The organism is Corynebacterium sp. HMSC077D03, from assembly GCF_001808545.1.
GTDB classification, from domain to species: Bacteria; Actinomycetota; Actinomycetes; order Mycobacteriales; family Mycobacteriaceae; genus Corynebacterium; species Corynebacterium simulans.
On sequence record NZ_KV793692.1, the window covers coordinates 44,239 to 70,736 of the forward strand.

A 26,498-nucleotide genomic window follows, 5' to 3' on the forward strand; every position below is an offset into this window, starting at 1 on the left:
TCGGGCCAACGCAGCCTCTTCTTAAGGGCCTGAGCAGTCCGTAGAAAATTCTTTAGGTAAGGATCGCCTAAAACGGAGTATTCGAAAAGCCGTTTACCTTGCACGCTGCTTTTTACGCAATACTCACGTTGCGTAATTCCCAGGTGTCTATGAGGTTCGTCACAGCTAATTTTCGGAGTGACTAGTTCACCCCTTTATGCGTCAAACTTTCGCAGGAGTCACACCGCCCACACTCCACACATTTTTACCCCTATTCGCAGGGAGGTTAAGAACCTTCACACAGTCTTTGCAAAAATCCTGTTACAGGATGGCAGGGGCCGGTAATCTTTTTCACATGAGTAAGACTTACGTGGGTTCACGCCTGCGCCAATTGCGGCGCGAACGGGATCTAAGCCAGGCCTCTCTAGCCTCTACGCTGGGACTTTCGGCTAGCTATGTCAATCAGATTGAACACGACGTCCGCCCTTTAACCGTACCGGTACTGCTGCGCATTACTGAAGTATTTGGCGTCGACGCCACCTTCTTCTCCCGCGATGATGACTCCCGCCTGCTGGCTGAAATCCAGGATGTCATCCAAGACAAGGAGCTATGCCCCTCCCCCGTTGAACTGCAGGAATTGTCCGAGTTGGTTTATAACCACCCCACCGTGGCCCGCACGCTGGTGGAGATTCACCGCCGCTACGGCAATGTTCGCGACAAACTGTCTCTTGCCACCGATACCCGCCGCTCCGCAGGCACACAGGCACTTTCCATGCCACACGACGAAGTCCGCGACTTCTTCTATGCGCGCCAAAACTACCTGGATAAACTAGACGTTCACGCTGAGACGCTCGCTTCTGAGCTGGACGTTTCGCAATTCCGCATCCGCGATACCGAGGCCGCCCTGACAGCGCGCCTGCGCGACAAACACGGCGTCGAGATCGTAACGACACCACAAATGGATGGCACGCTTCACCGTTTCGACCGCGAAAGCGGAACGTTCCGCCTCGCCAGCCGCCTCTCTGAGGGGCAGCGCGCCTTCCGCATGGCTGCTGAGCTGGGATTTCTGGAAGCTGGCGAGATCATCGACTCCCTTGTCGACGAAGAGCCCTTCACTTCCGACGCCTCGCGCAACCTTGCTAAGCGAGGCATCGCCAGCTACTTTGCGGCAGCCACAATCCTTCCTTACACCACTATTCATTCTGAAGCAGAGCAATCGGGCTATGACCTGGAATACCTATGCCAGGTCTTTGGCGTGGGCTACGAAACGGTGGCTTCGCGCCTTTCTACCCTGCAGCGCACGAACAAGCGTGGCATTCCATTCACGTTCGTCCGCGTGGACCGCGCCGGCAATATGTCCAAACGTCAATCAGCCACCGGCGTCCACTTCTCCAACTCGGGTGGCACCTGCCCGCTGTGGAACATTTATGAGACCTTCTCTAACCCCGGAGTTATCTCCCGCCAACTCGCGCAGATGCCCGATGGGCGCAACTACCTGTGGATTTCGCGTTCGGTTCAGCACCACCAGGGCCGCTACGGCGATACAAATAAGCTCTTCGCCATTGGCCTGGGTTGCGAGGCTCGTCATGCTGACCGCACGGTATATGCCGAGGGCCTTGTTCTGGGCGACCTATCTGCCGCGACCCCGATTGGCAACGGATGCCGCACCTGCCCGCGTGCCAATTGCGCCCAGCGCGCCTTCCCCGCCATCAACGAAACGCTGACAATCGACGCCCATCGCTCCGCGGTGGCGCCGTACTAAGCACGCGACATCCCGGGCTTGCGGTGCCGCGCTTCGCTGCCGGAACGCAAATACCCAGCCCTGAAAAACCAGACCTCGTGGTCGTACTCGCATCCCCGTTTGTTCTCACGGGATCGCCACCAGCAGGTCTGTGTTTCCAGGGCTGGGTATTTGCCAGAAGATGCAGAAAAGGCCCCCTCGCGGGGGCCTTAACGCGAAAAGCGCTTAGAGGTTAATCATGTGGCCGCCGATGCCCTCGGCAGCTTCCTTCATTGCCTCAGAAAGCGTTGGGTGGGTGTGGATATTGCGTCCGATTTCCTCAGCGGTGAGGTCGAAGCGCTGTGCCAGCGTCAGTTCCGGCAGAAGCTCGGAGACGTTGGAGCCAACCATGTGTCCACCAATGAGCTCACCGAACTCACCGTCAGCAATGAGCTTGACGAAGCCGGCGGTCTCGTTGAGGCCCGCTGCCTTACCGTTTGCGGAGAACGGGAAGGTTGCGACCTTGATGTCGCGGTCAGCAAACTTCTCGCGTGCCTGCTCCTCGGTGTAGCCGAAGGAAGCAACCTGCGGGTTGCAGAAGGTAGCGCGCGGCATGTTCATGTAGTCACCCAGTAGCTGGGTCTCAGCGCCAGCGATAACCTCAGCAGCAACCACGCCCTGTGCCTCAGCAACGTGTGCAAGCTGGAGCTTTGCCGTGACGTCGCCAATTGCGTAGATGCCCGGAACGTTGGTGCGCATGTAATCGTCGATTGCGATAGCGCCGCGCTCGGTGAGCTCAACGCCGGTGTTTTCCAAGCCGAAGCCCTCAACGCGCGGTGCGAAGCCGATGGAGACCATGCAGCGGTCAACGGTCAGGGTGTCGGTCTTGGAGCCGTCCTTGGACTCGACCTCGACGGTGACATCGTTGCCATTGTCCTTGATGGAGGTGGTCTTGAAGCCGGTCAGCAGCTTCACGCCAAGCTTCTTGTACTGCTTAGCAATCTCCTTGGAGACGTCCTTGTCCTCGTTCGGCAGGACGCGGTCCATGAACTCGACGATGGTGACGTCCACGCCGTAGTTAGCCAGAACGTATGCGAACTCCATGCCGATTGCGCCGGCGCCCACGATAACCATGGACTTCGGAGCTTCATCCTTGAGGATCTGCTCCTCGTAAGAAACGATGTTGCCGCCGATTTCAACGCCCGGGAGGGAACGAACGACGGAGCCCGTTGCGATGATGCAGTTTTCGAAGGTGACGGTCTTGCCCTTGTCATCACCCTCGGTGATTTCGATGGTCTTTGCGTCTTTGAAGGAGCCAAGGCCGTTGATCTCGGTGATCTTGTTCTTCTTCATCAGGTAGTGGACACCCTTGACGATGCCTTCAGAGACCTTGCGGGAGCGCTTGTGAGCAACACCGAAGTCGAAGGAGACATCACCAGAGATGCCGAAAGCCTTAGCCTCATGGTTGAAGGTGTGTGCTACCTCGGCGTTCTTCAGCAACGCCTTGGAAGGAATACAGCCAACGTTGAGGCAGACGCCTCCCCAGTACTGCTTCTCAATGACAGCAACCTTCTTGCCAAGCTGGGCTGCGCGGATGGCGGACACGTAGCCGCCTGGGCCCGCGCCGAGTACTACAACGTCATAATGTTCTTGAGTCACGCGTACAAGAATACGGAAGATTATCCGCGCTGTCTCACTCTCCCCCAAGATTGAGTGCCTTTTAACTTTTTAAGGCGAAAACGCAGGCCTCGCAGGAATTAAAAAATCTCCCTTTCCTGCCTTAAAAGCAAGGTAGGAAGGGAGATTGGTTCAGCCGAAGCAGTGTCTTAGAACAGACCCATGCCCAGCGCAGCCTCGGAGGACATGGAAGAGCCAGCGTGTACCCAAGCGCCGAGGACGTTGTTGATGGCGACAATGAAGGAATCAAAAGCGTTCATGAAGTCTTACTTTCTGTTGTTGCTGCACAAATGCAGGGAGGCGGAAAGAAACCTGCTGGTGGGGATGGTTTCCTGCGAGCAAATTGTACTCTTTATAACGGCATCTTAGGCACATACGTTACGCAGTGCGCTAATTCCAGCCGAAATTATGACACAAAAGCCACATGTTCACCAGCATTCACTTTTGCTACTTGATAGTTTGACTGTAGCCCCCTCGTTGTCTCCTCTCTCCTACCTCTTGCCTTTGGCGAGGGCACAAGGGAATATAGTCAACGAAAATGCGCGTACCCTCTCACGCATTACCGACTCCCTCTAAGGAAGCAAACCTAAATGAAGACTCTCCACTCATTGGTCAAAGTCGCTGCCTCTGCAGCGCTGATTTTGGGGTGTACGACCATTCCGGCCACCGCATCTGAAGTGCCTGCTGCCCCTGTGGCAGGCGACGCCACCCCTTCCACCATCACCGAGGATTCCGCCTGGAAAGTCCTTAACGCAGATCCCTCCATTCAGGGCCTTTTGGTCTCCGAAGACGAATACCGAGAAAGCATCGAAACCTACCGCGCAGCCGCAGCGGACGGCACTCTCGATGCCGCGAAGTACAAGGAGCTGAGCTTCGACCTAGATCTGGCGAAGTTGCCAGACGAGTTGAAGTGGTACGGCTACGTTTACAAGTACCCGGACTACCGCGCCAAAATCGTCACCATGCAGGCCTCTTCCCCTGCCATGAATGGCCGCGAAATCCCGCTCGCCGTCATCACCCCTGACGGCAAATTCGATTCGCAACGCCCGACGCTATACATGCTCAACGGCGCAGGCGGCGCTGACCAAGGCATGGATTGGATCGTCAGCACCGCTGGCCGCGACCTAGATCCGGAAAAGCCGGGCACTCAAGACATCGATGACTTCTACGGAGACCGCAATGTCAACGTCGTCATCCCGCAGGCCGGCGCATTCAGCTACTACACCGATTGGCTCGAGGAACCGGACGGCAAGTACGGGCTTAAGGGCCCACAGAAGTGGGAGACCTTCCTAACCAAGGAGCTGCCTGGCCCGCTGGAGGATCACATCAACGGCAACGGGCAGCGCGGCATCGCTGGCATGTCCATGTCCGCCACCTCTTCACTGCTGCTGGCTGAACACAACCCACGCTTCTACGACGCAGTCGGCTCCTACGCCGGCTGCGCCGCTACCTCGAGGCCGCTGCCGCACTTCTACCTCCAGCTAACCCTGGGCCGCGGCGGCGCTACCCCAGAGCAGATGTGGGGCGAAATGGGTGGCGAGTACAACCGTTATAACGACGGTCTCATCAACGCGACCAAGAACAACCTGGGTGACACCGACATCTACGTGTCCGCCGGCTCCGGCCTCGCGGGCGCAACCGATTTAGGTTCGACCAAGTCTTCTTCCACCCTCGTGTTTGAAGGTGGTGCCATCGAAGCCGCAATGAGCGCTTGTACCCATGACTTGCAGGCAAAGCTCAACCACGAAGACGTGCCGGCTACATTCAACTTCCGCAACACCGGCACCCACTCCTGGCCGGGCTGGTTGGAAGACATCAACGCTTCCTGGAAGGTCTTCGGCACGGCATTCAACGCCCCAGAATCGGAGGCTCACGTCGCCGAGGCAAACAATGCTGATGAAGTACTTGCTAACGAAAAGCTTGACGACGCCGATATCCCTAATGATGAGCAGCCTGCCCCCGCTGACGCCCCGCCGGTAGACCTAGAAGCGCCAGCACAGTAAGCTCTCCTTAAAACTCTCGACACGTTGGGAAAGAAGTTAATGAAGCGTATTAGCTCTATCATCGCCGCAGCCGCAATCGCTGCTGGCGCACTCGTTGTACCATCTGCTGGTGCCGCTACCGTTGCACCAGCAACCATTGCAGGTGACACCGCGCTGTCCACCATCACTGAGATCGACCCGAGCGCCGTTCCTGCCGATGTGGCAGGCACCAAGTGGTACAAGAAGTACAAGGATGACGGCCGCGTCGAGAAGCTGCTGGCCCATTCGCCTTCCATGGATCGCGATATCCCGCTGGCTGTCATCAAGGCTAATGACGCTAACCGCCCAACCATCTACCTGCTCAACGGTGCAGGTTCCGCAGAGCAGGATTCTGACTGGCTGAGCTTGTCCGACGCGGTTGACTTCTACCACGAGAAGAACGTCAATGTCGTCGTTCCGCAGGCTGGTGCTTTCTCCTACTTCACTGACTGGGAGCAGGAGCCAAACGGTAAATACCTGCAGGGCCCGCAGAAGTGGGAGACCTTCCTGACCAAGGAGCTGCCAGGACCAATCGAGCAGCGCCTCAGCGCTTCCGGTAAGCGTGCAGTGACTGGTATGTCGATGTCCGCTACTTCTTCCCTGCTGTTCGCAGAGCACAATCCAGGCTTCTACGACGCAGCCGGCTCCTACGCGGGCTGTGCCGCAACCTCCTCCCAGCTCCCTTATGAGTTCCTGCGCCTGACCGTCAACCGTGGCGGCGGCCAGCCGGAGCAGATGTGGGGCCCAATGGGCAGCGACTACAACCGCTACAATGACGCCCTTCTGAATTCCCACAATCTGGAGGGCACCGCTCTGTACGTCTCGTCTGCCTCCGGCCTGGCTGGCAAGACCGATATGCCTTCTTACTACACCGCACAGGGCATGAACCCGGCCGCCGCATTCGTCGGATCCGCACAGCTCCAGGTCGAGGGCGGCATCATCGAGGCTGCGGTTAACAGCTGCACCCACAACCTGAAGGCCAAGCTGGACCAGCAGAACATCCCGGCTACCTTCAACTTCCGCAATACCGGCACCCACTCTTGGCCGGGCTGGCGCGAGGACATCGAGAAGTCCTGGCCCGTATTTGCATCGGCTCTCGGCGTATAGGCCTATAAGGCCCAACGCGAATAGGGTTTCATCCTTAAAGGGCGGTAGGATCGCAGCATTATGAAGCTGCTTTCCACCGCCCTTTCGCATGTCGCATCCACCGCCGGTCAATTATCTGAACAGCGCGATAGCTACACAGGTGTCGCGTTCAACTTAGGTTATGAGGTCACCCATTATGACCTGGACCTTACCTACCGCGTTGAGCCCAACCTTTTGCAAGGTGAAGCGGTGCTGCATATCCGGGTGCTAGAGGACGTCGACAAGCTCACGCTCGATCTCGGCGGCGCCATGGTAGCCCGCCGCATCACCGCCAAGGGCGCACCGCGGGTGGCGAAATTCCGCCAGTCCGTGGGCAAGCTGCGCCTGACTTTCGCGGATACCATCGCAGATGGAACCGAGTTCGAGCTACACATCCGCTACGGCGGCTCCCCACGCCCCATCCGCACCCCGTGGGGCGAACTCGGCTGGGAGGAAACCGAATCCGGCGCTCTAGTAGCTAGCCAGCCCAACGGCGCCCCGAGCTGGTTCCCATGCGACGATACCCCGAGCGAGAAGACCACCTTTGACATTAAGATCACCGCAGATAATCCGTTCCGCGTGATTTCGAATGGAAAGCTGGTTTCCCGCAAATCCGCCAGCGGTTCGATGACGCGCTGGCATTACCGCACCGAACACCCCACGGCTACTTACCTGGTTACGGTTCAGGTAGGCGAGTTTAGCGAGGTCAGACTTGGCGACGACGTGCGCGCCTGGGTTCCGCCAGCACTCAAGATGCCTGTCCAAGTGGTCTTTGCCCAGCAGCAGGAGATGCTGGACTTCTTCTCTTCCTGCTTCGGCGCCTATCCGTTTGACGAATATCAGGTTGTCATCACCGAGGACGAGCTGGAAATCCCACTGGAAGCCCAGGGCCTTTCGATTTTCGGCTCCAACCATGTCTCGCCTACCTTCGAGCGTCTCATCGCTCACGAGCTTTCCCACCAGTGGTTTGGCAATGCGGTAGGCCTTAGCGAGTGGAAGGATATTTGGCTCAACGAGGGTTTTGCCTGCTACTGCGAGTGGTTGTGGATGGAGCACACGCATGGCCGGGCGGTGCATGAGTCTGCGCGTTCGCACTACAACGTGCTCGCTCGCAAGGCACAGGATGTGCTGCTGGCAGATCCGGGCACTCAAGACATGTTCGATGATCGCGTGTACAAACGCGGCGCGCTCACGGTACATGCAGTACGCGTGCTGCTTGGCGACGCCGCCTTTTTCGACGCCGTGCGCTCCTACCTAGCAGAAGGCCGCCACGGCGTGGTTACGCCGGAAGACCTGCTTTCGAAGCTGCGCGAGCGCGCGGAAGATACGGCCGCGCTCGATGGCCTGCTGGAGCAGTGGCTGGAACAAGAACAATTGCCGCACTTCCCGGCTTAAACCCCCAAACGTTCGAAAGTATTTTCCAGCTCACCCTTGACAGGTTGCGCTATGTAGATAATATAGAACATGTAATCGAAACGCCGAGGGGGTGGGGCGCCATGCAAGACAAACACGAAGCGATTATTTCCACAGTCAACGAAATTGCCACATCACTAACAGAACTGCGGGAGCTTATGAAAGAACCCGCAGACCTCTACTTCGGCCGTTTGCATCCTGCTTTCGAGCACCTCGAGAACGCAATGGGAAAGAAGACCACCATCGATGCCGCCTTTGCCTTCCTTGCTGCCCGAGATGACGCTGGCCGTACAGTCGGCTCCAGCAAGCCGGAAGACTATCTCACCGCACGTTTGGGCCTGACCTATCCGGAGGCACAGGCGCGCATAAAGACCGGGCAATCGCTCTTTGCCCCACTTTCGGAGGAAGCGGCCGCAGATGCGCCAGCTTCTGCCCATCCAAGCGCGACGGGCAGTGACAGCGAAACGGCAGAACAAAAGCGTGAGGACGCCACCCGTGAACGCGCCCGTCGGGAGCGGGAAGCCGCAGAAAAGCGCCGCCGGCAAATGCTTGAAGAAGAAGCCGCACACGCGCGCACTATCGCACTCATCGAACAGGAACTTGAGCACCTCACGGAGGGCGCGCTCCCTGGCCCGCAAGAGCTTAGCCAGCGCGCTTTGGAGAAGTCTCGGGAGATGTCACATACTGCGCTCCGAGCCTGGCTGCGCGAGGCCATTCGTGCAGCAAACAAATCAGTCTCCGATGCAGACGCAGTTATTAAAAAGCGTCGCTTGCGCATCTCCCAGCCAGATGCTGATGGTGGCGTCTTCATCAGTGGATACGTCGATGCCGCCACGGCAGCAATGCTAAAAGCCGCATTTGCCCCAGCTCGCCATCAGGGAGGGCCAAATCTTCCGGCAGAGGAAGATTCCCGCACATACTCCCAAAGAATGGCAGACCAGCTTTCTGCCATCGTCCACAGCTATCTCGAATCACATCAGCACGGCACTGGTGGTGTGGGTTCCTTGCTTATCACCACCACGCTGAACGAGTTGGAAGAGATGGATTCTTCCACCCGGTTCGCCACCAACACTGGCGTGGAGCTCTCCCCGCTGGACCTGCTACGTATTGGAGCGGCATCACACGATTTCATCTGTGTGGTTGATGATAAGAAATTCCCGCTGGAATTGGGCCGCTGCAAGCGCAGCGCAAGCCTTTATCAAAAGATAGCCTTGGCGGCCTCGGAGTTGGTATGCACCCATCCCGGCTGTGACCGCCCTTGGGTCGAATGCGATGTCCACCACCTCCATGCGTGGGCAGCAGGTGGAGCAACGGATCTCAAGAACTTGACGCTCCTCTGCAGAAGACATCATGCGGATAACAATGACCGACGTGACGGTTTCCGCAACATGGGGCATGCAGAGCGAGACCCAATAACTCGAAGAGTTGGTTATCGTCCGGCGGGGTCGGAAAGGATCCATTTCAACGACAGCCCAGCTGCACATAAAGCCCCGGCCCACAAACTCAGCGCCTAATCGCAGGATACTTGTGCCCTGCGGGCGGATTGCGCTTGCGTTTTATCGCGAGGTGAAAATAGTGAAAGTAGGTAGCCTAAAATTGTTATCCATGCGCAGAATGCTAGTTACTGGCGGCGCCGGATTCATCGGCGCCAACTTCGTCCGCTTGGTCGCTGCCACGCGCCCAGAAGTCTCCATCACGGTGCTGGACAAACTCACCTACGCGGGTAACCGGGCGAACCTCGAGGGCGTAGAGTGCCGCTTGGTTGTCGGCGATATCGCCGATGCCGCGCTGGTGGATGAGCTGGTGGTGCAAAGCGACATCGTGGTGCACTTCGCAGCAGAGTCCCACAACGATAATTCGCTGCAGGATCCCTCCCCGTTCATCCAGACCAACGTCGTAGGTACTTTCACCTTATTGGAAGCCTGCCGCAAGCACGATGTGCGTTTCCACCACGTCTCTACCGACGAGGTCTTCGGTGACCTCGAAATCGGTGCCGCTACCAAGTTCACCGAAACCACCCCTTATGTGCCTTCCTCGCCGTACTCCGCGTCGAAAGCCAGCTCCGATCACCTGGTCCGCGCCTGGGCGCGCAGCTTTGGGTTGCGGGCAACCATCTCGAATTGCTCCAACAACTACGGCCCTTTCCAGCACGTAGAAAAGTTCATCCCGCGCCAAATCACCAACCTGTTAGACGGCCAGCCGGCCAAGCTATACGGAACGGGTGAGCAGGTCCGTGACTGGATTCACGTCGACGATCACAACAGCGCGGTCCTCGCCATCCTCGATCGCGGCGAAATCGGCGAGACCTACAACATCGGCGCTGACCAGAAAGACATCAACAACAAAGAGGTCATCGAGCTCATCTGCGAGATCATGGGCGCGACCAATGCTGCAGGCGGCGCGCTCTACGAGCACGTAGCTGACCGCCCCGGCCACGATCAGCGCTACGCCATGGACGCTTCCAAGCTGCGCCGCGAGCTGGGCTGGCAGCCGCACTACACTGACTTCCGCGAAGGGCTGGCACAGACCATCCAGTGGTACCGCGACAATGAGAAGTGGTGGCGCCCGGATAAAGGCGACGTCGAGAAGCATTACGCCCAACACGGCCACTAAACCGGCAGCGCAACCCCATTAAACGAAACCTAGACAGGAAGAAACGAGCACACGTGCAGGTAACCAAGACGGCCATCGAGGGCCTACTGTTCATCGAGCTTGACGTCCACGGAGACAATCGCGGCTGGTTCAAGGAGAACTGGCAGCGCGCAAAGATGGTTGAGGCCGGGCTGCCCGATTTCCAGCCGGTGCAAAACAACGTCTCTTTCAACGCCGCGGCGGGCGTGACCCGCGGTCTGCATGCCGAGCCCTGGGACAAACTGGTAAGCGTGGCCCACGGCAAGGTCTTCGGTGCGTGGTGCGATCTGCGCGAAGGCTCCGAAACCTACGGTGAGCTGGTCACCCATGAAGTAAGCCCCGATACCGCCGTCTTCGTCCCGTGGGGCGTGGCCAACGGCTTCCAGGCACTTGAGGAAACCGCGTATTCCTACTTGGTCAACGATCATTGGTCACCTGACGCGGAGTACACCTTCGTCAACCTCGACATGGTGGACTGGCCGCTCGATCCCACCGAAATCTCCGACAAAGACCGCGCGCACCCGCAGCTAGCGGACGTCACGCCCATGGCGCCGCGCAAGGTGCTGGTCACCGGCACCAACGGCCAGCTGGGCCGCGCGCTGCGCAAGGTGCTACCGAACGCGGAGTTCTGCACGCGCGAGGAATTCGACATCACCAATCCGCCGCAGCGTCCTTGGCGCCGCTACAGCTCCATCATCAACTGCGCCGCCTACAACGACGTCAACGGCGCAGAAAGCGACCGCGCCCGCGCCTGGGAAGTCAACGCGCTGGCACCTGCCAAGCTGGCGCGCATCGCCGCCGATAACAACTTGACGCTTGTACACGTCTCCAGCGACTACATCTTCGACGGCGAAACCGAAGTACACACCGAGGAAGAACCCCCTAGCCCGCTGAGCCTGTATGGGGCGTCGAAGGCGGCGGGTGAGGCGTCGGCAAGCGTGGCGCCTAAGCACTATGTGGTGCGAACCTCGTGGGTCTTCGGCGAGGGCAACAACTTCATCAAAACCATGGCTCAGCTGGCAAATAAGGGCATCGAGCCGAAGGTCATCAATGACCAGCGCGGCCGGCCCACCTTTGCAGAGGACCTGGCCAAGGGCATCGCGCACCTACTGGAAACCCAGGCGCCTTATGGCATCTACAACCTCTCCTCCGCGGGCGATACCGTGGGCCGCGATGAACTCGCCATGGCCACGTTCATCGGCATGGGGCACGACCCCGCCGAGGTCCACTCGGTCAGCACCGCGGAGTACGGCGTCGAGCCTGCCCGCCGGCCCAGCGAATCTACGCTGGATCTTTCCAAGATTGAGGCCACCGGCTTTAGCCCGATGAATTGGCGCGCCGCGCTAGCGCTCTACCTTGCGCTTTATCCTTTGGATTAGGCTTTCAAGCATGAAAGGCATCATCCTCGCGGGCGGTTCAGGCACACGCCTCTACCCCATCACCAAGGGCATCTCGAAGCAGCTCATGCCAATCTATGACAAGCCCATGGTCTATTACCCGCTCAGCACCCTGATTCAGGCGGGGATTCGGGAGATCCTCATCATCACCACCCCCGAGGATTCGGCGTCTTTTGAGCGCCTGCTTGGCGACGGCTCCCAACTAGGCCTCATGCTTTCCTACGCGGTGCAGCCACGTCCAGAGGGCCTGGCGCAGGCCTTCCTCATTGCGGAGGATTTCATCGGCGATGACTCCGTAGCCTTGGTGTTGGGAGATAACATCTTCGAAGGCCACGGCTTTGCCACCGCCTTGGGCCAGTGCCGCGACCCAGAAGGCGGAATCATCTTCGCCTACGAGGTCTCCGATCCGCAGCGCTATGGCGTGGTGGAATTCGACGCGGCAGGCAACGCGCTGTCCATCGAAGAAAAACCAGCCCAACCCAAGTCCAATCATGCCGTGGTTGGTTTGTATTTCTACGATAACTCAGTAATCGACATTGCCAAGGGCATTCGCCCAAGCGCCCGCGGCGAGCTGGAAATCACCGCCGTCAACGAGGAGTACCTGCGCCGCGGCAAGCTACGGGTGCAGCGCATGCAGCGCGGCGACGTGTGGCTCGATACCGGAACGGTGGACTCGATGAGCGAGGCCTCCGCCTACGTCGAGGTGATGCAAAAGCGCACCGGCACCGTCATCGGCTCGCCGGAGGTGACGGCCTACCGGGAAGGTTTCATCTCCCGCCCCGCCTTGGCCGCGCTGGCAGAGCCGCTCATGAAGTCCGGCTACGGCTCCTACCTGCTGGCCTCGGCGCGCGAGGATTAATCAGGCGGTTTTAATAATCAGCCGGGTTTAGTAACCGCGGGCGACGTATTCGTCGATGCGCGCGGCCTCTGCGCCCACGGTGGTCTCATCACCGTGGCCCGGCAGCACGCGGGTCTCGGCGGGCAGGTTGAAGACCACGTTGCGCAGGGATTCGATGATGACGTCAAAGTCGGAGTACTTGCGGCCGGTGGCACCAGGGCCGCCGTTGAAGAGCGTATCGCCGGAAAGCAGCACGCCCTCGCTCGGCAGGTGAAGCACCACGCAGCCCGGCGAGTGGCCCGGCGTATGGAAGACGGTAATGTCTTCGCCGCTGACCTGGAACTGCTGGTTATCCTCCAGCGGGTGGAACGCGGCGCCGCCGTTGGATTCTTCCCACAGCATCTGGTCATCTGGGTGGAGGTAGACCTCGGCGCCAAAGCGCTCGGCGGCCGCCGGCGCCAAGTCGCAGTGATCGTTGTGCGCGTGGGTGAGCAGGATGCCCTTGACCGGGCGATCACCCACGAGCTCGGCCACCGCATCCAAGTCGTGGGAAGGGTCCACGACGTACACACCCGAAGCATCGCCTACGACGTAGACGTTATTGTCCACGTCCCACTCTCCGCCGTCTAGGCGGAACTTGCCTTTGGTTACGGCCTTGTCGATCTGCATTGGCTTTAGTTCTCCTAATCTATGCGAATTCAACGACGGAGCGCAGCACCTTGCCGGACTTCATGGTGGCGAAGGAATCTTCGACCTCATCCAAGGAGATGCGCTCGGATACGAACTTATCCAGCGGGAACTGGCCGTTGCGGTGCAATGCCACATATGCAGGGAAGTCGCGCTCTGGCAAACAGTCGCCGTACCACGCCGGCTTGATGGAACCGCCGCGGCCGTAGAGGTCGATTGCTGGGATATCGACGTGGTCGGTGAGGTTAGGCACGCCCACCATCACCATGCGGCCGGCATGGTCGCGGGAGTAGAAGGCCTGGCGCCAAGTCGGCTGGATGCCCACGGCGTCGATGGAAACGTCGGTGCCGAAGCCGCCGGTTAGCTGGCGTACGGCCTCGATGACCTCATCCTCACTCATGTCCTTAGAGTTGACGACATCGGTGGCGCCGAATTCACGCGCGGTCTCGAGCTTTGCCTCGTCGATGTCGACGGCGATGATCTTGGCCGCGCCCGCCAGCTTCGCGCCGGCGATGGCTGCGGTGCCGACGCCGCCGCAACCAAAGACGGACACGGACTCGCCGAGCTGGATTTCCGCGGTATTGACGGCCGCACCCAAGCCGGCCATGATGCCGCAGCCCAAAAGTCCCGCCGCCGCCGGATCCTCCTCCGGATCCACCTTGGTGCACTGACCCTCGTGCACGAGGGTCTTCTCCGCGAAGGAGCCGATGCCCAGGGCCGGGGTCAACTCGGCGCCTGCGTCCTTATCATCCTCGGCCAGGTACATCTTGGCGGAGGCGTTGTGTGTATTAAAGCAGTACTTTGGCTCGCCCTTCTTGCAGGCGCGGCACTCGCCACAGACCGCGCGCCAGTTAAGGATGACGAAGTCGCCCTCGGCAACGTGGGTAACGGCGGAGCCTACGCGCTCGACGACGCCCGCGGCCTCATGGCCAAGCAGAAATGGGAAGGCGTCCTCGATGTCGCCGTCGCGATAAGCCAGGTCCGTGTGGCAGACTCCGCAGGCCTGCACCTTGACGATGACGTCGTTTGCGCCTGGCTCAGGGATTACGATGTTGACGGTCTCGACCGGCGCTCCCTTGGAGCGGGCAATTACGGCTTTAACGGTGTTGTTGCTCATGCGGCCCCAGCGTACACAAATTTCCAGCAAGGACGCACTAATGAAAATTCATTTCAGAAGATATGCGAAAGCGTGCGCGGGTTACCCCAGCGCACGCCAAAAATTAGAAATTAAGAGCCAGCAATAACGTTTGCCGCATACTCGTGGCCGCGCGCATTTACGTGAAGCGGCAGGTTGCCGTCGCCAGCAGTGAAGTCAACCAGGCCGGCCCACATGCGGCGATCTGCGGTGGCACACATGCCTTTATCGCGGGTGCTCGGCTTCAGATCGAGGAACTCGGTCCCGGTACGAGCGGCCAAGTCCACCTGCATCCATTGGGAAGCATTCTCCCAAGCCTGCACATTCGGCAAGAAGGTGTGATCGAGCGGTGCTGGACCCACGTGCAGCAGGCAGTAGCTACCAGCAGAGCCGATAGTGGGATACCCGACGATCTGAATGCGTGCATTTGGCGCCGCAGCACGGATGCGGCCGATGAGCGGAGCGTTCGCATCCACGAAGCGGCGGCGCAGCTCGCCCTCGCTCATGCCTGGGTTGTTATACGTGTCATTAAAGCCCGTGGTGTAGAGAACGCGGCGGGTATTTGGGCTCAACGCGCCGGTCTGGATCGCGCGATCAACCTGGGCGAACATCTGCGGGCCGCGCGAGAAGGAAACAGCGCCGGAGCAAGAAAAGTCCGCGACCGGCAGGCCCAGCTTCGCGCCAGTGCGGCGGGCATAGTTATTAGACTGCGGACAATTCACGCCGCCAGCACTCTGGGAGCTCAGGCGCGCGGTGAGATAAGCACCCGCGTCTGGATCGGCCAACACGGAATCACCAAAGGCCACCAGATTTGCATCGGCTGCCACCGCTTGAGGTGCCGTGCCCAGGCCTACCGCGATGCAGGTCGCAGCAAAAGCTGCCATTACCTTCTTTTTCAGGTTCATGGATTTCCTCTCAAATTTTGCTGCCCATCATCTTAGCCCAACCTGGGCGGTCCGTTTAGAATCAATATATGTTCTATGGCAAAAATATACTATAGTCCACAGGGGCAACTTCTGTAACATTAGTAACAATCTTCCGAGCCGTGCAACAGCCTGTGCAGCCCACACGATTAACAAGCCGGTAGCCTAACTGTCGCGCTAGCTTTCCCTTATTGACGTAGGACTTTTACTCAACATGCCTTTTAATTTCTCTGATTTAACCTTCCACGCCGCTGCCCTGAGCCGCTTTATCCCGCAGCTTTTTAAGTCCGGCATCATCACCCACCGTGATGGCATTACCCCGCTACTCAAGGCCGGCCCCATCTTAAGCCGCTACCGCTTTACCACTGCCCGCGAGCTCGAGCAGGGCTATATCACCTGCCCAGAGCGCCTCGCGCTAATCGACGACGACGGCACCCTCACCTACCGCCAACTGCGAAACAACGCGCAGACCCTGGCCAAACACCTACGCAGCCTCGATCTGTCAGAAATCCGCCTCGGTGTGATGGCCCGCAACGGCCGCGGCATCATCACCCCATTAGGCGCCAAGGGATACGCGGGCGCGCATATCTTCCTGCTCAACGTCGGTTCTTCCCCAGAGCAGCTCGCAGGCTGCATCGAGGAAAACAACATCAACGTGCTCATCATCGACGACGAATTCATCGACCGCCTCGATCCCGCCTATCACGAGAGGATCGCCGTTATTATCGGGCATGACTCGGGCGCGGAACATTTCGGGCTGCCGACGCTAGACGGCATCGTCAAGCACGCCGAAGCAGTGCGCGACATCCGCTTGCCAAAGTATCCGAAGCACGGGCACATCGTGCTGATGTCTTCTGGCACCACCGGCATCCCCAAGGGCATCATGCGCCCGGAGCCGACGCTGCCGGTCGTGCTGGCATCCATCGTGGAAAACATCCCCTGGCGTGCCAACCAGAAGGTGCAGATGACCGCATCCATCTTCCACACGTGGGGCTGGGCCTGCCTCAATATCGCGCTGGGACTGCGCAATACCATCGTGACCCGTCGCGTCTTCGACCCGGCGGCCGCGCTCGATGACATCCAGCGCTACCAGCTCGATGGTCTGCTTTCCTCCCCCGTCTTCTTCCGCCAGATGGTTGAGGTTGACCCGGATTCGGCGTATGACACCTCTTCGCTGAAGTTCATTGCCTCCGCCGGGCATGCGCTGACCCCGGAGATCGTGAAGGAAACCCACGAGCGCTTCGGCCCGATTCTCTGCAACGTCTATGGCTCCACGGAGCTGGCGCTGGCGTCGACGGCCAGCATGGAAGAGGTGGCTAAAGACCCGACCATCGGCGGCAAGATTGCCTCCGGCACTAAGCTGCGCATCCTCGATGAGGAGGGCAATGAGGTTCCGCGCGGCGAGGTCGGCGAGATCTACCTGACCAATTCCACCGCGCTCATTGGCTATACCAATCCGAAGATCCCACTCCACAAGGTCGATGGCCTCATTTCCATCGGAGACTTGGGCTATATCGACCCCGAGGGCTACCTGCATGTGGTGGGCCGCGCCGATGACATGATCATCGTCGGCGGCGAGAACGTGCACCCGCAGTCGGTGACGGAGGTGCTCGAGGCCATGCCGGGCATCGCGGAGGTGCATGCCGGTGGCGTGGAGGATGAAACCACCTTCCAGCGCATCGCCGTGTGGGCGGTGACCACGCGGGACGCCCTAGGCAACGCCGTGACTGCCGACGCCATCCGCGCCTGGGTCCGCGAGAATCTGGCGGACCACTCCGTGCCGCGCGATGTCCACTTCCTGGACAAACTCCCGCGCAATGCCACGGGCAAGGTGGTGCCGCGCCTGCTGCACGGCACCGACTAACCCACGCCTATTCCTCTCAAGACGTAGAACCCTCCGAGCCAAAACTGCCCGAGTTGCCAAAACCTTCGCTCCTAACCGCAGGGAACAACGTTGTTTTTGGCAACTCGGGCAGTTTTTGTGTCTGGGATTTAATCCAGCCGGCTAGCTGCTGCGCTTGACGGTTGCTGCGACTTCGCCTGGCAGGGCATGGCCCTCGCGAGCGATGTCGACTCCGGCGACCTGCTTGGCCGTCGGGCACACCACCGGGGTGATGAGGTTGACGCCGCGCTCGCGCAGCTTGCTTGCCTCCACCGCGATGATCGGCGTGCCGGCAGTGACGGTATCGCCCTTCTTAGCCAGGGCGGTGAAACCTTCGCCCTTGAGCTCCACGGTGTCGATGCCGATGTGAATGAGCAGGTCCAGCCCATCCGCGGTCTTCATGCCGAAGGCGTGGCGCGTCTTAAAGATCATGGTGATGGTGCCGTCTACCGGGGCGCAGACGTCGAAGGCATCGACGGCATCAGGCATCACCGCGAAGCCTTCGCCCACCATGCCCTGCGCAAAGGACGCATCCGGGACCTGGGAGAGCTCGACAACGTCTCCGGCGAACGGGGCGCGCACGTCGACGCCAGCGGCATCACCGCTCCCGCTCTGAGCGGCAGCGGCGCTGGCCGGCGCGCTGGCTCCAGCACCTGCCGCGCTCGCTGCACCAGTCGTGGCCAGGGCCGGGGAGCCGTGGCGCAGCTGGTGGCTGACCTCGTCATACATGAATTGCACGGCCGGGCCCACGATGACCTGGACGCTCTTCTCGGAGGGGTGGATGACGCCGGAGACGGCGGCGCGTTTGATCACGGAGTCGTCGACAAGCGCCTGCTCCTTCACGCCGACGCGCAGGCGCGTGGTGCAGTAATCCAATGAGTCAATGTTGTCCTTGCCGCCGAGACCCTCGATGATGCGGGCGGCATCACGAGCAGTCTTCTCATCGCCGGTGGCGGAATCCTCCATGGAATCTGCTACCGCATCGTCCTCGCCGCGGCCCGGGGTCTTGAGGTTGAGCCAGCCGATGAGGAAGTAGAAGATGACGAAGTACAGGGCGAAGAAGCCCACACCCATGACCAGCAGCATGTACCACTTATTAGCCAGCGGGTTCTGCGAGGAGAGCAACATGTCCACGAAACCGGCAGAGAAGCCAAAGCCGGCGGTCCAATCCATGGCGGAAGCGATGAAGACGGACAGGCCCATCAGCAGCGCGTGCACCACGTAGAGCAGCGGGGCGACGAACATGAAGGAGAACTCCAGCGGCTCAGTCACGCCGGTGAAGAAGGAGGCCAAAGCACCTGCGGCCATCAGGGAACCGACGACCTTGCGCTTGTTCTTATCCGCGCGCAGGTACATGGCGAGTGCCGCGCCCGGCAAGCCGAACATCATGACTGGGAAGAAGCCCGCCTGATAACGGCCGACGACGCCCTCGACCGTGCACTGGCCGTTGGCCCAAATGCCCGGGCAATCGGCGGCGGAGGTAGCAGTAGCGGCTGCCTCGATGGTCTTCTGACCAGCCTGGAAGTTGCCGATGTCATTGATACCGATGACATCGAACCAGAAGACGGAGTTCAGCGCGTGGTGCAGGCCGGTCGGGATGAGCAGGCGGTTAGCCACGCCATAAATACCGGCGCCCGCCGCGCCCAATCCTTGGATGGAGGTACCGAAGTTAAAGAGCGCGTTGTAGATGAACGGCCACACGAAGTAGAGGATGCCGGAAATCACTATGGCGATGACGGCGGTAAGAATCGGCACGAGGCGCCGTCCTGAGAAGAAAGCCAAAAAATCCGGCAGCTTGGTGCCGTGGAAGCGGTTATATACCCAGGCCGCCATGACGCCGGCGAGGATGCCGAAGAGGACGTTGCCGCCGCCCACGGCGTTCCAGCCTTCCGCGGCCCATTCCAGGGCCTCATCGCCGGTCAGCGCGGTGGGGTCTTCGATGCCGCGGTAGCCGGCCACGGCCTCCGGGCCCAGCAGCTTCATGAAGGTGGCGAAGGCCAGGAAACCAGAGAGCGCCGCGGCGCCGTTGGAATCCTTGGCCAGGCCGAAAGCAATGGCGATGGCGAAGATCCAGCCCAGGTTGGACAGCACCGCGTCGCCGGAGCTGATCAGCAGCTGGGCGGCGAGGTTATCCGGGCCAGCCGCGCTGGAGATCCAGTAGCCAACGCCACTGAGGATCGCCGCGACGGGCAGCACCGCCACAGCGCCCATGAGGGCTTTTCCGAGCCGCTGCAGCGGCCCCATGACATCTATTTTCATGTCTGAATCGTCCTTTCGAGTAGAAGAGAAGGATGGAATGAGGAAAAGAAGCTTTAACGCAGGCGGTTCTGGTCCGCGAAGAGGTAATACTCACGGTCTTCCAAGCGGGCAGCGGCGGCTTCATCCACAATCACCGTGGCGTGCTGGTGCAGCTGCAACACCGAGCCAGGACAGCGCGCTGAAAGCGGGCCCTCGACCATCGCGTGCACCGCGTTGGCTTTGTTGCTGCCGGTGGCGATGAGGAGCAGGTGGCGGGCCTCAGCGATCGTCCCCAAGCCCTGCGTGAGTGCGTGGCGCGGAACCTCTTCGACAGTGTCGAAGAAGCGGGAGTTATCTTGCACAGTCTGCGGGTGCAGGGCCACCACGCGAGTGCGCGACGTCAGGGAACTCGACGGTTCGTTAAAGCCGATGTGGCCGTTCGCGCCAATACCGAGCAACTGGACATCGACACCACCGGCATTTCGGATGGCCTGGTCATAGGCGGCACTGGCTGCCACGGGGTCGGCGGCGTTGCCTTCTGGACTCTTGACCAAGGCATCATCGAAATCGACGTGGCTGGTGAAGTCACGGCGGATGGTGGCGTAGTAGGACTGCTCGTGTTCGGGGTTAAGGCCAAGGTACTCGTCGAGAAGAAAAGCCCGGCTGCCGGCGAAGCTCACCTCGCCGCGCTCGTGGCGGGCGATGAGCTCCTTGTAGGTAGCCACCGGGGTGGAACCCGTGGCTAGGCCTAGGGTGGCGGATTTGTTGGCGTAGCCTGCGAGGAAATCGGCAGCCGCGGCGGCGACCTCGGCGGGGGTAGAGCGGATGAGGATGTCCATGAGGCGCCTTCCTAATGTGAGTGAGAGTCTTGTTTAAGAGTGTATAAATTCAGTGCCACCGACAATGACGCGCACCGGCTCCAGTTGAGCATTGAGGCCCACCAGGTTGGCGCGTGCACCAACCGCGATGCGGCCTAGCTCCGTCTCCCCCAGCACATCGGCGGCCGTGGTGGAGGTAAAACGAACTGCTTCCCCGAGGCCATGACGTGCGGCAAAGCTGGCGAATTGCTGGGACAAAGTAGAGGTGCCGCCCGCGATGGCACCGCTGGGCACGCGCGCAACTCCCCCGCTCACGGTGACGGGCAGCGAGCCTAGCTCATAAGCACCATCGGCCATGCCGGCGGCCGCCATGGCATCCGTCACCGCGAAGGAGCGGGGGTTGTGAGCCATGTCCACGGTACCGTCGACAAGATGCACGCCATCGGCGATGAGCTCGACGGCCGCATCACCCGCCTTCGCCGCGGTGAGTAAGGCGGCCACAGGGCCCGGCGCGCGGTGGTGGATGGAGGGCATGGCATTGAAAAGGTGCGTGCCGGTCACGGTGACGCCGAGCTCCTTAGCCTTGGCGATAACCTTCAGCGTGGTGTCGTAGTCGGCCTCGGTATGCCCCAGGCTGGCGATGATGCCCTGCTCCGCGCAGACTTCGAGCAGTTTGTCGACGTTCTCCGTTTCCGGCGCAAAGGTAATGGAGCGAAGGTGCCCGCGGGCCGCGGCGATGACCGCGCGGAAGAAGTCCGGGTCACCAGGCACGATGCGCGAAGGGTCCTGCGCGCCGCACTTAGCCGCCGCGATGAAGGGGCCTTCCATGTGGATGCCGGCGATTTCGCCCTCCTCAGCCAGCTGGGCCAAAAGCTCCGCCCGGGCGCACAGCTCTTCTTGTGTGCCGGAGACCAAGCTGGCCAGCAACGTCGTGGTGCCATGTGCGCGGTGGAAGCGGGCGGCGGCCAGGCACTGCTCGTAGTCGCCGTTGGGGAATCCCCCGCCGTTGCCGCCGTGGTTGTGCAGATCCACGAAACCGGGCACCCACAGCAACGCATCCGGGTCCCCGGCGCGCCAGGCGGCCTCGGCTGCGGGGGCATCGCCAAGCTTTATGCCTTCAATATTCTCCCCGAACGTGACGGCCCCGGCGCGCAGCTCGAAGTTTTCATCGATGTAGAGGCCCTCGACGTGGCCTTGACTCCCTGTTCCCTCTGGCTGCATAGTTCATTCGATTCTGTATGTCTGGGCAGACACGGCACCCGCCCGGTTAATAACTATGTTGCAATTTATCAGGATGAGACTCGCTTGTGAACTGTGATGCCTTTTGAGCTGTGTGTGAAGAGCGATGACTTTTGTCATGTAAATCGCTGACATACGCCTCTACCAGCGGGCGTTGCCCAACGGAAAAGTTAGAGCCATGAACACAGCAGAATCAGCCATCGAAATTCATGACCTCTACCGACAGTACGACGACTTCACCGCGGTGAACGGGATAAGCCTGTGCGTTGCACGCGGAGAAACCTTCGGACTCTTGGGCACGAACGGCGCGGGCAAGACCTCCACGCTGGAAGTTGTGGAGGGCCTTGCCGCGCCTTCCTCCGGTACCGTACGCGTACTGGGACACAACCCCGTGACCGAGCACGCCACGGTGCGGCCTCACACCGGCATCATGCTGCAGTCGGGCGGTCTGCCGCAGGCGCTCACCGTGCAGGAAACGCTCACAATGTGGGCGGGGACGTGTTCGGCACCTGTACATTGCCACGCTGTGCTTGCCGACGTCCACCTCGACCACCGCCGCGACGTCACAGTCGGGGCCTTGTCCGGTGGCGAAAAGCGGCGGCTGGATCTTGCCTGTGCACTGGTGGGTAACCCGCAGATTCTCTTCCTCGACGAGCCCACTACTGGCCTGGATCCGGAGTCTCGACGCCACGTATGGGACCTGCTGAGACGCCTCAAAGCCAGGGGCGTGACCATCGTTGTGACCACGCACTACTTGGAAGAAGCGGAAGAACTCTGCGATCGCATCGCGATTATGCACCAGGGCCGCATCAACGTGGAAGGCACACTGTCAGAGCTGGCATCGACTGCCGCCTCCGAGATTGCGTTCTCGCCGTCTCCTCCATCGGCACCGCTACCCCAGCTGCCCGGCACCACCATTCACCGCGCTGATGACACGGTCACTATTACCACCTCGCGCCTGCAGAAGGACACGCACGCGGTGCTGACGTGGGCGCACGACCACGGAGTCACGTTGAATGGCTTCACCGCGCGGCCTGCCCGCCTCGAGCAGGTATTCCACTCCATTGCCAATAGCTAACTCACACCACAAACAGAGACAGCGCTAAAGACACTGAAAAGGAAGAACTCAATGACATCCGTGACATCCTCACAGACGGCACACCCCACAGCGCACTCAGCCACTACGGCTCCTAGAGCAGCCTCGCTACGGCGACTGCGCGCCTTAAGTCGCGCCGAAATGCGTCAGTTCACCCGGAACCCACTGCTCGTCATCATGGCGTTGCTCTTCCCTGCGGCCCTACCTCTCTTCGTGTGGATCCTCGGCGATCAATCCGTAGGCTCCACTGATTCAGCATCGGAGATTTTCGTTCTTCTGGCACTGAACTTCGGCATCTTTTATCCGGCACTGTCGATGACGGTGACCCGACGCGACGAGGAGGTGCTGAAACGACTGCGCACCGGTGAAGCCCGCGACTGGGAGATTCTCACTGCCATTGCCCTTCCGCTTGCCGCGACCATGCTGCTGCTGTCCGTTCTCATGGTGACAGGGCTGTCCATCTTGTCCATGTTCCTGCCGCTCGACCCACCCGTTCCGCACGTGTGGCCGGTTAACGCCCTGCTCATGGCGCTGGCGATGGTGTTGGGCATAGTTTGTTCCCATGCGGTAGCGATGCTGACCAGCAGCTTTACGGCCAACGCCGAGAATGCTCAGATCACCTCGATGCCGGTGCTGCTGCTCTCCATGTTTTCGCAGTCGTCTCTACGTAACGCACTGCCCGACACACTTGGCCAGGTCCTCGACGCCACGCCTTTTGCCCTAGTGGTCGACATTGTGCGCGCTGGTTGGATTGGGGACGGTTCCTTCATCTCCGTCTTCGCAGACTCATCCACCGATCTGATGAAACTCGCTGCGTGGACGGTAGCCCTAGTATGGGCGGCGCATAAGTACATGCGCTGGGGCACTCACCGCTAAGAGCGCTCATTACACTTGGACACCACTATGGCACCTGCGATACCCCCTCACGACCGCACTGCCGGCCTTGGCTGGCGGAGAATGGAACCTTCCTCCAAGTTCTTGGCGGTCAACCGATGGTCACTCATCGGCTTACCCTGGCTCGCGGCGCTCGCACTCATCTCACTGTTTCTCTCCCGGGCGGGGCTCGGAGTCAGCGCGCTGTGGATAGCGGCAGCTGTCACTGTGGTCTCCTGTACGGCCGGTTCCGTTGCCCTGCACACCAACCGTCAGCTGCGCCTCACGCCGCATCCCCGCAGTTCTTGGTGGATGCGGTGGGGGCTTATCGGTCACGGTAGCGCACTGGCTGCATGTGCCCTCGTACTAGGCATCGGACCGCGGTCTTGGGAAACGGTCACACTGCTAGCTGCCGGAATACTCTATTCCACCCTGCTCACCGCCTACTTACCTTTCCTCCCCCACGGTTTCTTGCTCACGGTGGTCATCATCGTTGTCACCGCCGGGGCAGCCTCAGCCCTTCTCTCCTTCGGCACCGCTGGGTACGTGCTCACGTACGGGGTGCTGTTTTCCGGAGCGGTGTTCCTCACCACGTGGTTCTCGCGCGTCATGATTGAAACCGAGCGTTCGCGTCGCCTGGAATCACAGTTGTCTGCCGCCGAGGAACGGCTTCGGCTCTCCCAGGACCTGCACGACACCATGGGCCAGCATCTCGCTGCGCTGACCATTAAGACGCAGCTTACTCAAGCGCTCGCCGCGCGCGACGATCCCCGCGTTCATCAGGAACTCGCTGAGCTGTATCAGCTCACCCAGACCGCTGCCTCCGATATGCGTCACGTGGTCAACACCTACCGCACACCGAACCTCGGCGCCGAGCTGACTAACGCACAGACCGTGCTCACTGCCGCAGGCGCGGAAGTCACCGTCCAGGGCTCCAGCGAGGACATCCCGTCTGAGCTGCGTGACACTGCCGCGTGGTTTGTTCGCGAAGCAGCCACAAACGTTCTGCGCCACTCCCAGGCCACACGGGTCACCATCACTGCGGGCCCCATGGGGGTTACTGTGTCCAACAACCAACCACAATCCTCCGCCCGGCCGGGCACGGGCCTGGAGGGCCTGCGCCGTCGCGCAGCCGCACACGGCGCTTACCTCGTTGTGGAACAGACCTCGGAGACCTTCACGGTCTCACTTAAGGTGGATGCATGATCACGGTTGCTTTGCTGGATGACGAAACTCTCGTTGCCAATTCTCTCGCCACACTGATTGGACTCGAAGAGGACATTGATGTCGTCCACGTCGCCTACTCCGCAGCGGGCTTTCTGAGGTGGTGGAAGAATGCCGCTGCGCTTCCCGACGTCGTCGTGACCGACCTCCAGCTCAGCCACACACGCGACAACGATGATGAACTCGACGGCATTGCTGTGGCAGAGCAGATCGACGCCCGCGTCGTTGTCGTCACCAGCCACGCACGCCCCACTGTGGTCAAACGCGCCCTTGCAGCCGGGGTCTTAGGAGTTCTGCCAAAGACCGCCTCTGCTGAAGACTTCGCCGCCGCCATCCGCGCAGCCCACGCTGGAAGGCGCCACGTGGACCACGACCTGGCCGCCGCAACCATTGCCGCCGGGGACTCACCGCTCACGGAACGCGAAGCGGAGGTCCTAGCCCTGGCCGGGCGGGGCCGTTCAATCGAGGCCATCGCGAAAGCTGCACATCTCGCCCCGGGCACAACCCGCAATTACATTTCCTCCGCCATGACAAAGACTGGAGCGGAAAATCGCTTCGAGGCCTACACCATCGCCAATGAGCGCGGCTGGCTGTAGCTTCTAGGCGTACTGCGGGCACTCCTCCTCTCGTGACGGTAGAGTTGATGCCATTTGGCCCACCTGACCACCACTTACACGGAGCTATCCTCATGGCCCACTTTTCCGCACGCCAGCTCAAGCACTTCATGGGATTCTGGCCACCCTTCTTAGGCGCTGGCATCAAGATCAAGGAATTCGCTGATGATGGCACCCGCGTCGTTGTCAGCCACAGGCCCACCATGCTGACCAAGAACGCCATGGGCGTTGCCTTCGGCGGCACGCTCTCCGCCATGACAGATCCATTCTTCATGCTTGCCTCCATGCACCGCCTGGGCAAGGAGTACCGCATCTGGGATGCCGCCGGCGAGATTAAGTACCTCAAACCCGGCCGCGGCACAGTCACCGCCGTTATGCGCATCCCGGAGGAGACCTACGCGCTCATCGAAGAAAAGACGGCTAACGGCGAGAAATACCTGCATTGGTTCGACGTGGACATCCTTGATGAGGAAGGCGATGTCGTCGCCCATGTGCGCCGCCAGGTGTATTACCGGCGCAAGCAAAAGTGAATGCTACTTCAGTTCGTTGAATGCTTACTCCGGCATGCTCAACACGGGTCTTATCCGCAATCCCAGGCAAATTCGACCCGATCGAAATTGCGCGCAGCGAGGTCATCGGGATGGATGTAAAAGTTTCCAACCCCGGCGTCGCCCCATTCGCAAGGGCCATCTTGGTCTATTGTCGCGAGCGTAAATCGGGGATCAGCCGGATCCATAAGGATCGGGTTACAAAAAACTGCGCATCCCCTTCTGGCCCTTTACCCGGAAACCACTAATCCCTGCTTATACTCAAGAGGCAAAAAGAAGCGCCCTTCCTCTAACGTGAAGGCTAGAGAAAGGGCACTATGTATATCGGGGCATGGAGCCGCCTGCGAGAATCGAACTCGCGACCTTCTCATTACGAGTGAGATGCTCTACCGACTGAGCTAAGGCGGCACGGTGCAACGG

At 60.3% G+C, this 26,498-nt stretch carries 22 protein-coding genes and 1 tRNA gene; 14 read left to right on the forward strand and 9 right to left on the reverse strand.

Annotation, left to right across the window (positions count from 1 at the left end; all coding sequences use genetic code 11):
- Window positions 1–334: 334 nt before the first annotated feature.
- On the forward strand, window positions 335–1,741 hold the full coding sequence (ramB, locus tag HMPREF2888_RS07805; RefSeq protein ID WP_070518606.1) for an acetate metabolism transcriptional regulator RamB: 1,407 nt from the start codon (window positions 335–337) through the stop codon (window positions 1,739–1,741).
- A 204-nt stretch (window positions 1,742–1,945) separates the two neighbouring features.
- On the opposite strand, the gene lpdA is transcribed toward ramB, so the two are convergent.
- A complete protein-coding gene (gene lpdA, locus HMPREF2888_RS07810; RefSeq protein WP_061920262.1) occupies window positions 1,946–3,358 on the reverse strand; it encodes a dihydrolipoyl dehydrogenase in 1,413 nt (470 codons plus the stop codon).
- Window positions 3,359–3,966: 608 nt separating this feature from the next.
- On the opposite strand from lpdA, the gene HMPREF2888_RS07815 reads away from it, so the two are divergent.
- From HMPREF2888_RS07815 to rfbA, 7 genes are all read left to right on the forward strand, one after another.
- Window positions 3,967–5,379 (forward strand): alpha/beta hydrolase, encoded by a 1,413-nt coding sequence (locus tag HMPREF2888_RS07815; protein ID WP_070518607.1) that lies wholly within the window; start codon window positions 3,967–3,969, stop codon window positions 5,377–5,379.
- A gap of 39 nt (window positions 5,380–5,418) precedes the next feature.
- Window positions 5,419–6,504, forward strand: coding sequence for an alpha/beta hydrolase (locus tag HMPREF2888_RS07820; RefSeq protein ID WP_070518608.1), 1,086 nt, complete (start codon window positions 5,419–5,421; stop codon window positions 6,502–6,504).
- A gap of 60 nt (window positions 6,505–6,564) precedes the next feature.
- On the forward strand, window positions 6,565–7,917 hold the full coding sequence (locus HMPREF2888_RS07825) for a M1 family metallopeptidase (protein ID WP_070518609.1): 1,353 nt from the start codon (window positions 6,565–6,567) through the stop codon (window positions 7,915–7,917).
- 176 nt (window positions 7,918–8,093) lie between these two features.
- The gene (locus HMPREF2888_RS07830; protein WP_246815052.1) at window positions 8,094–9,449 is read left to right on the forward strand and encodes an HNH endonuclease signature motif containing protein; all 1,356 of its coding nucleotides are present in this window, start codon (window positions 8,094–8,096) and stop codon (window positions 9,447–9,449) included.
- Window positions 9,450–9,549: 100 nt separating this feature from the next.
- Complete coding sequence (rfbB, locus tag HMPREF2888_RS07835) at window positions 9,550–10,548, forward strand: dTDP-glucose 4,6-dehydratase (protein ID WP_193391045.1); 999 nt, start codon at window positions 9,550–9,552, stop codon at window positions 10,546–10,548.
- Window positions 10,549–10,601: 53 nt separating this feature from the next.
- On the forward strand, window positions 10,602–11,945 hold the full coding sequence (rfbD, locus tag HMPREF2888_RS07840; protein ID WP_070518611.1) for a dTDP-4-dehydrorhamnose reductase: 1,344 nt from the start codon (window positions 10,602–10,604) through the stop codon (window positions 11,943–11,945).
- A gap of 10 nt (window positions 11,946–11,955) precedes the next feature.
- Window positions 11,956–12,822, forward strand: coding sequence for a glucose-1-phosphate thymidylyltransferase RfbA (rfbA, locus tag HMPREF2888_RS07845; protein ID WP_070518612.1), 867 nt, complete (start codon window positions 11,956–11,958; stop codon window positions 12,820–12,822).
- Between the two features lie 27 nt (window positions 12,823–12,849).
- Here rfbA and HMPREF2888_RS07850 read toward each other — a convergent pair whose 3' ends face one another.
- The 3 genes from HMPREF2888_RS07850 to HMPREF2888_RS07860 all read right to left on the reverse strand — a co-directional run bounded on the left by HMPREF2888_RS07850 (window position 12,850) and on the right by HMPREF2888_RS07860 (window position 15,528).
- Entirely contained in the window at window positions 12,850–13,470 is a 621-nt protein-coding gene (locus HMPREF2888_RS07850) for an MBL fold metallo-hydrolase (RefSeq protein WP_049146096.1), read from the reverse strand.
- 19 nt (window positions 13,471–13,489) lie between these two features.
- Window positions 13,490–14,605, reverse strand: a complete 1,116-nt coding sequence (locus tag HMPREF2888_RS07855; protein WP_049146094.1) for an S-(hydroxymethyl)mycothiol dehydrogenase — start codon at window positions 14,603–14,605, stop codon at window positions 13,490–13,492.
- Window positions 14,606–14,715: 110 nt separating this feature from the next.
- Complete coding sequence (locus HMPREF2888_RS07860) at window positions 14,716–15,528, reverse strand: GDSL-type esterase/lipase family protein (protein WP_070518613.1); 813 nt, start codon at window positions 15,526–15,528, stop codon at window positions 14,716–14,718.
- Window positions 15,529–15,760: 232 nt separating this feature from the next.
- Here HMPREF2888_RS07860 and HMPREF2888_RS07865 point away from each other — a divergent pair, with 232 nt between their 5' ends.
- The gene (locus tag HMPREF2888_RS07865; RefSeq protein ID WP_070518614.1) at window positions 15,761–17,410 is read left to right on the forward strand and encodes an AMP-binding protein; all 1,650 of its coding nucleotides are present in this window, start codon (window positions 15,761–15,763) and stop codon (window positions 17,408–17,410) included.
- Between the two features lie 141 nt (window positions 17,411–17,551).
- Here the strand turns inward: HMPREF2888_RS07865 and nagE are convergent, their stop codons facing one another.
- The 3 genes from nagE to HMPREF2888_RS07880 are packed head-to-tail and all read right to left on the reverse strand — an operon-like array spanning window position 17,552 to window position 21,705.
- Window positions 17,552–19,687 (reverse strand): N-acetylglucosamine-specific PTS transporter subunit IIBC, encoded by a 2,136-nt coding sequence (nagE, locus tag HMPREF2888_RS07870; RefSeq protein ID WP_061920248.1) that lies wholly within the window; start codon window positions 19,685–19,687, stop codon window positions 17,552–17,554.
- Window positions 19,688–19,740: 53 nt separating this feature from the next.
- Window positions 19,741–20,505, reverse strand: a complete 765-nt coding sequence (gene nagB / locus HMPREF2888_RS07875) for a glucosamine-6-phosphate deaminase (RefSeq protein WP_070518615.1) — start codon at window positions 20,503–20,505, stop codon at window positions 19,741–19,743.
- Between the two features lie 33 nt (window positions 20,506–20,538).
- Complete coding sequence (locus HMPREF2888_RS07880; protein ID WP_070518616.1) at window positions 20,539–21,705, reverse strand: N-acetylglucosamine-6-phosphate deacetylase; 1,167 nt, start codon at window positions 21,703–21,705, stop codon at window positions 20,539–20,541.
- Between the two features lie 196 nt (window positions 21,706–21,901).
- Here HMPREF2888_RS07880 and HMPREF2888_RS07885 point away from each other — a divergent pair, with 196 nt between their 5' ends.
- From HMPREF2888_RS07885 to HMPREF2888_RS07905, 5 genes are all read left to right on the forward strand, one after another.
- Window positions 21,902–22,801 carry an ABC transporter ATP-binding protein gene (locus tag HMPREF2888_RS07885; protein WP_070518617.1) on the forward strand — a complete coding sequence of 300 codons (900 nt, stop codon included), beginning with the start codon at window positions 21,902–21,904 and terminating at the stop codon, window positions 22,799–22,801.
- A gap of 159 nt (window positions 22,802–22,960) precedes the next feature.
- Complete coding sequence (locus tag HMPREF2888_RS07890; protein WP_168163258.1) at window positions 22,961–23,695, forward strand: ABC transporter permease; 735 nt, start codon at window positions 22,961–22,963, stop codon at window positions 23,693–23,695.
- Between the two features lie 81 nt (window positions 23,696–23,776).
- Window positions 23,777–24,898 (forward strand): sensor histidine kinase, encoded by a 1,122-nt coding sequence (locus tag HMPREF2888_RS07895; RefSeq protein WP_168163259.1) that lies wholly within the window; start codon window positions 23,777–23,779, stop codon window positions 24,896–24,898.
- Window positions 24,895–25,512, forward strand: a complete 618-nt coding sequence (locus tag HMPREF2888_RS07900) for a response regulator transcription factor (protein ID WP_062042532.1) — start codon at window positions 24,895–24,897, stop codon at window positions 25,510–25,512. The genes HMPREF2888_RS07895 and HMPREF2888_RS07900 overlap by 4 nt, the downstream gene beginning before the upstream one ends.
- Window positions 25,513–25,604: 92 nt before the next feature.
- Entirely contained in the window at window positions 25,605–26,060 is a 456-nt protein-coding gene (locus HMPREF2888_RS07905; protein WP_070518620.1) for a DUF4442 domain-containing protein, read from the forward strand.
- 50 nt (window positions 26,061–26,110) lie between these two features.
- Here the strand turns inward: HMPREF2888_RS07905 and HMPREF2888_RS12535 are convergent, their stop codons facing one another.
- A complete protein-coding gene (locus tag HMPREF2888_RS12535) occupies window positions 26,111–26,266 on the reverse strand; it encodes a DUF1963 domain-containing protein (RefSeq protein ID WP_246815053.1) in 156 nt (51 codons plus the stop codon).
- Window positions 26,267–26,410: 144 nt separating this feature from the next.
- Window positions 26,411–26,486: transfer RNA gene (locus HMPREF2888_RS07910), tRNA-Thr, on the reverse strand.
- Between the last annotated feature and the right edge of the window lie 12 nt (window positions 26,487–26,498).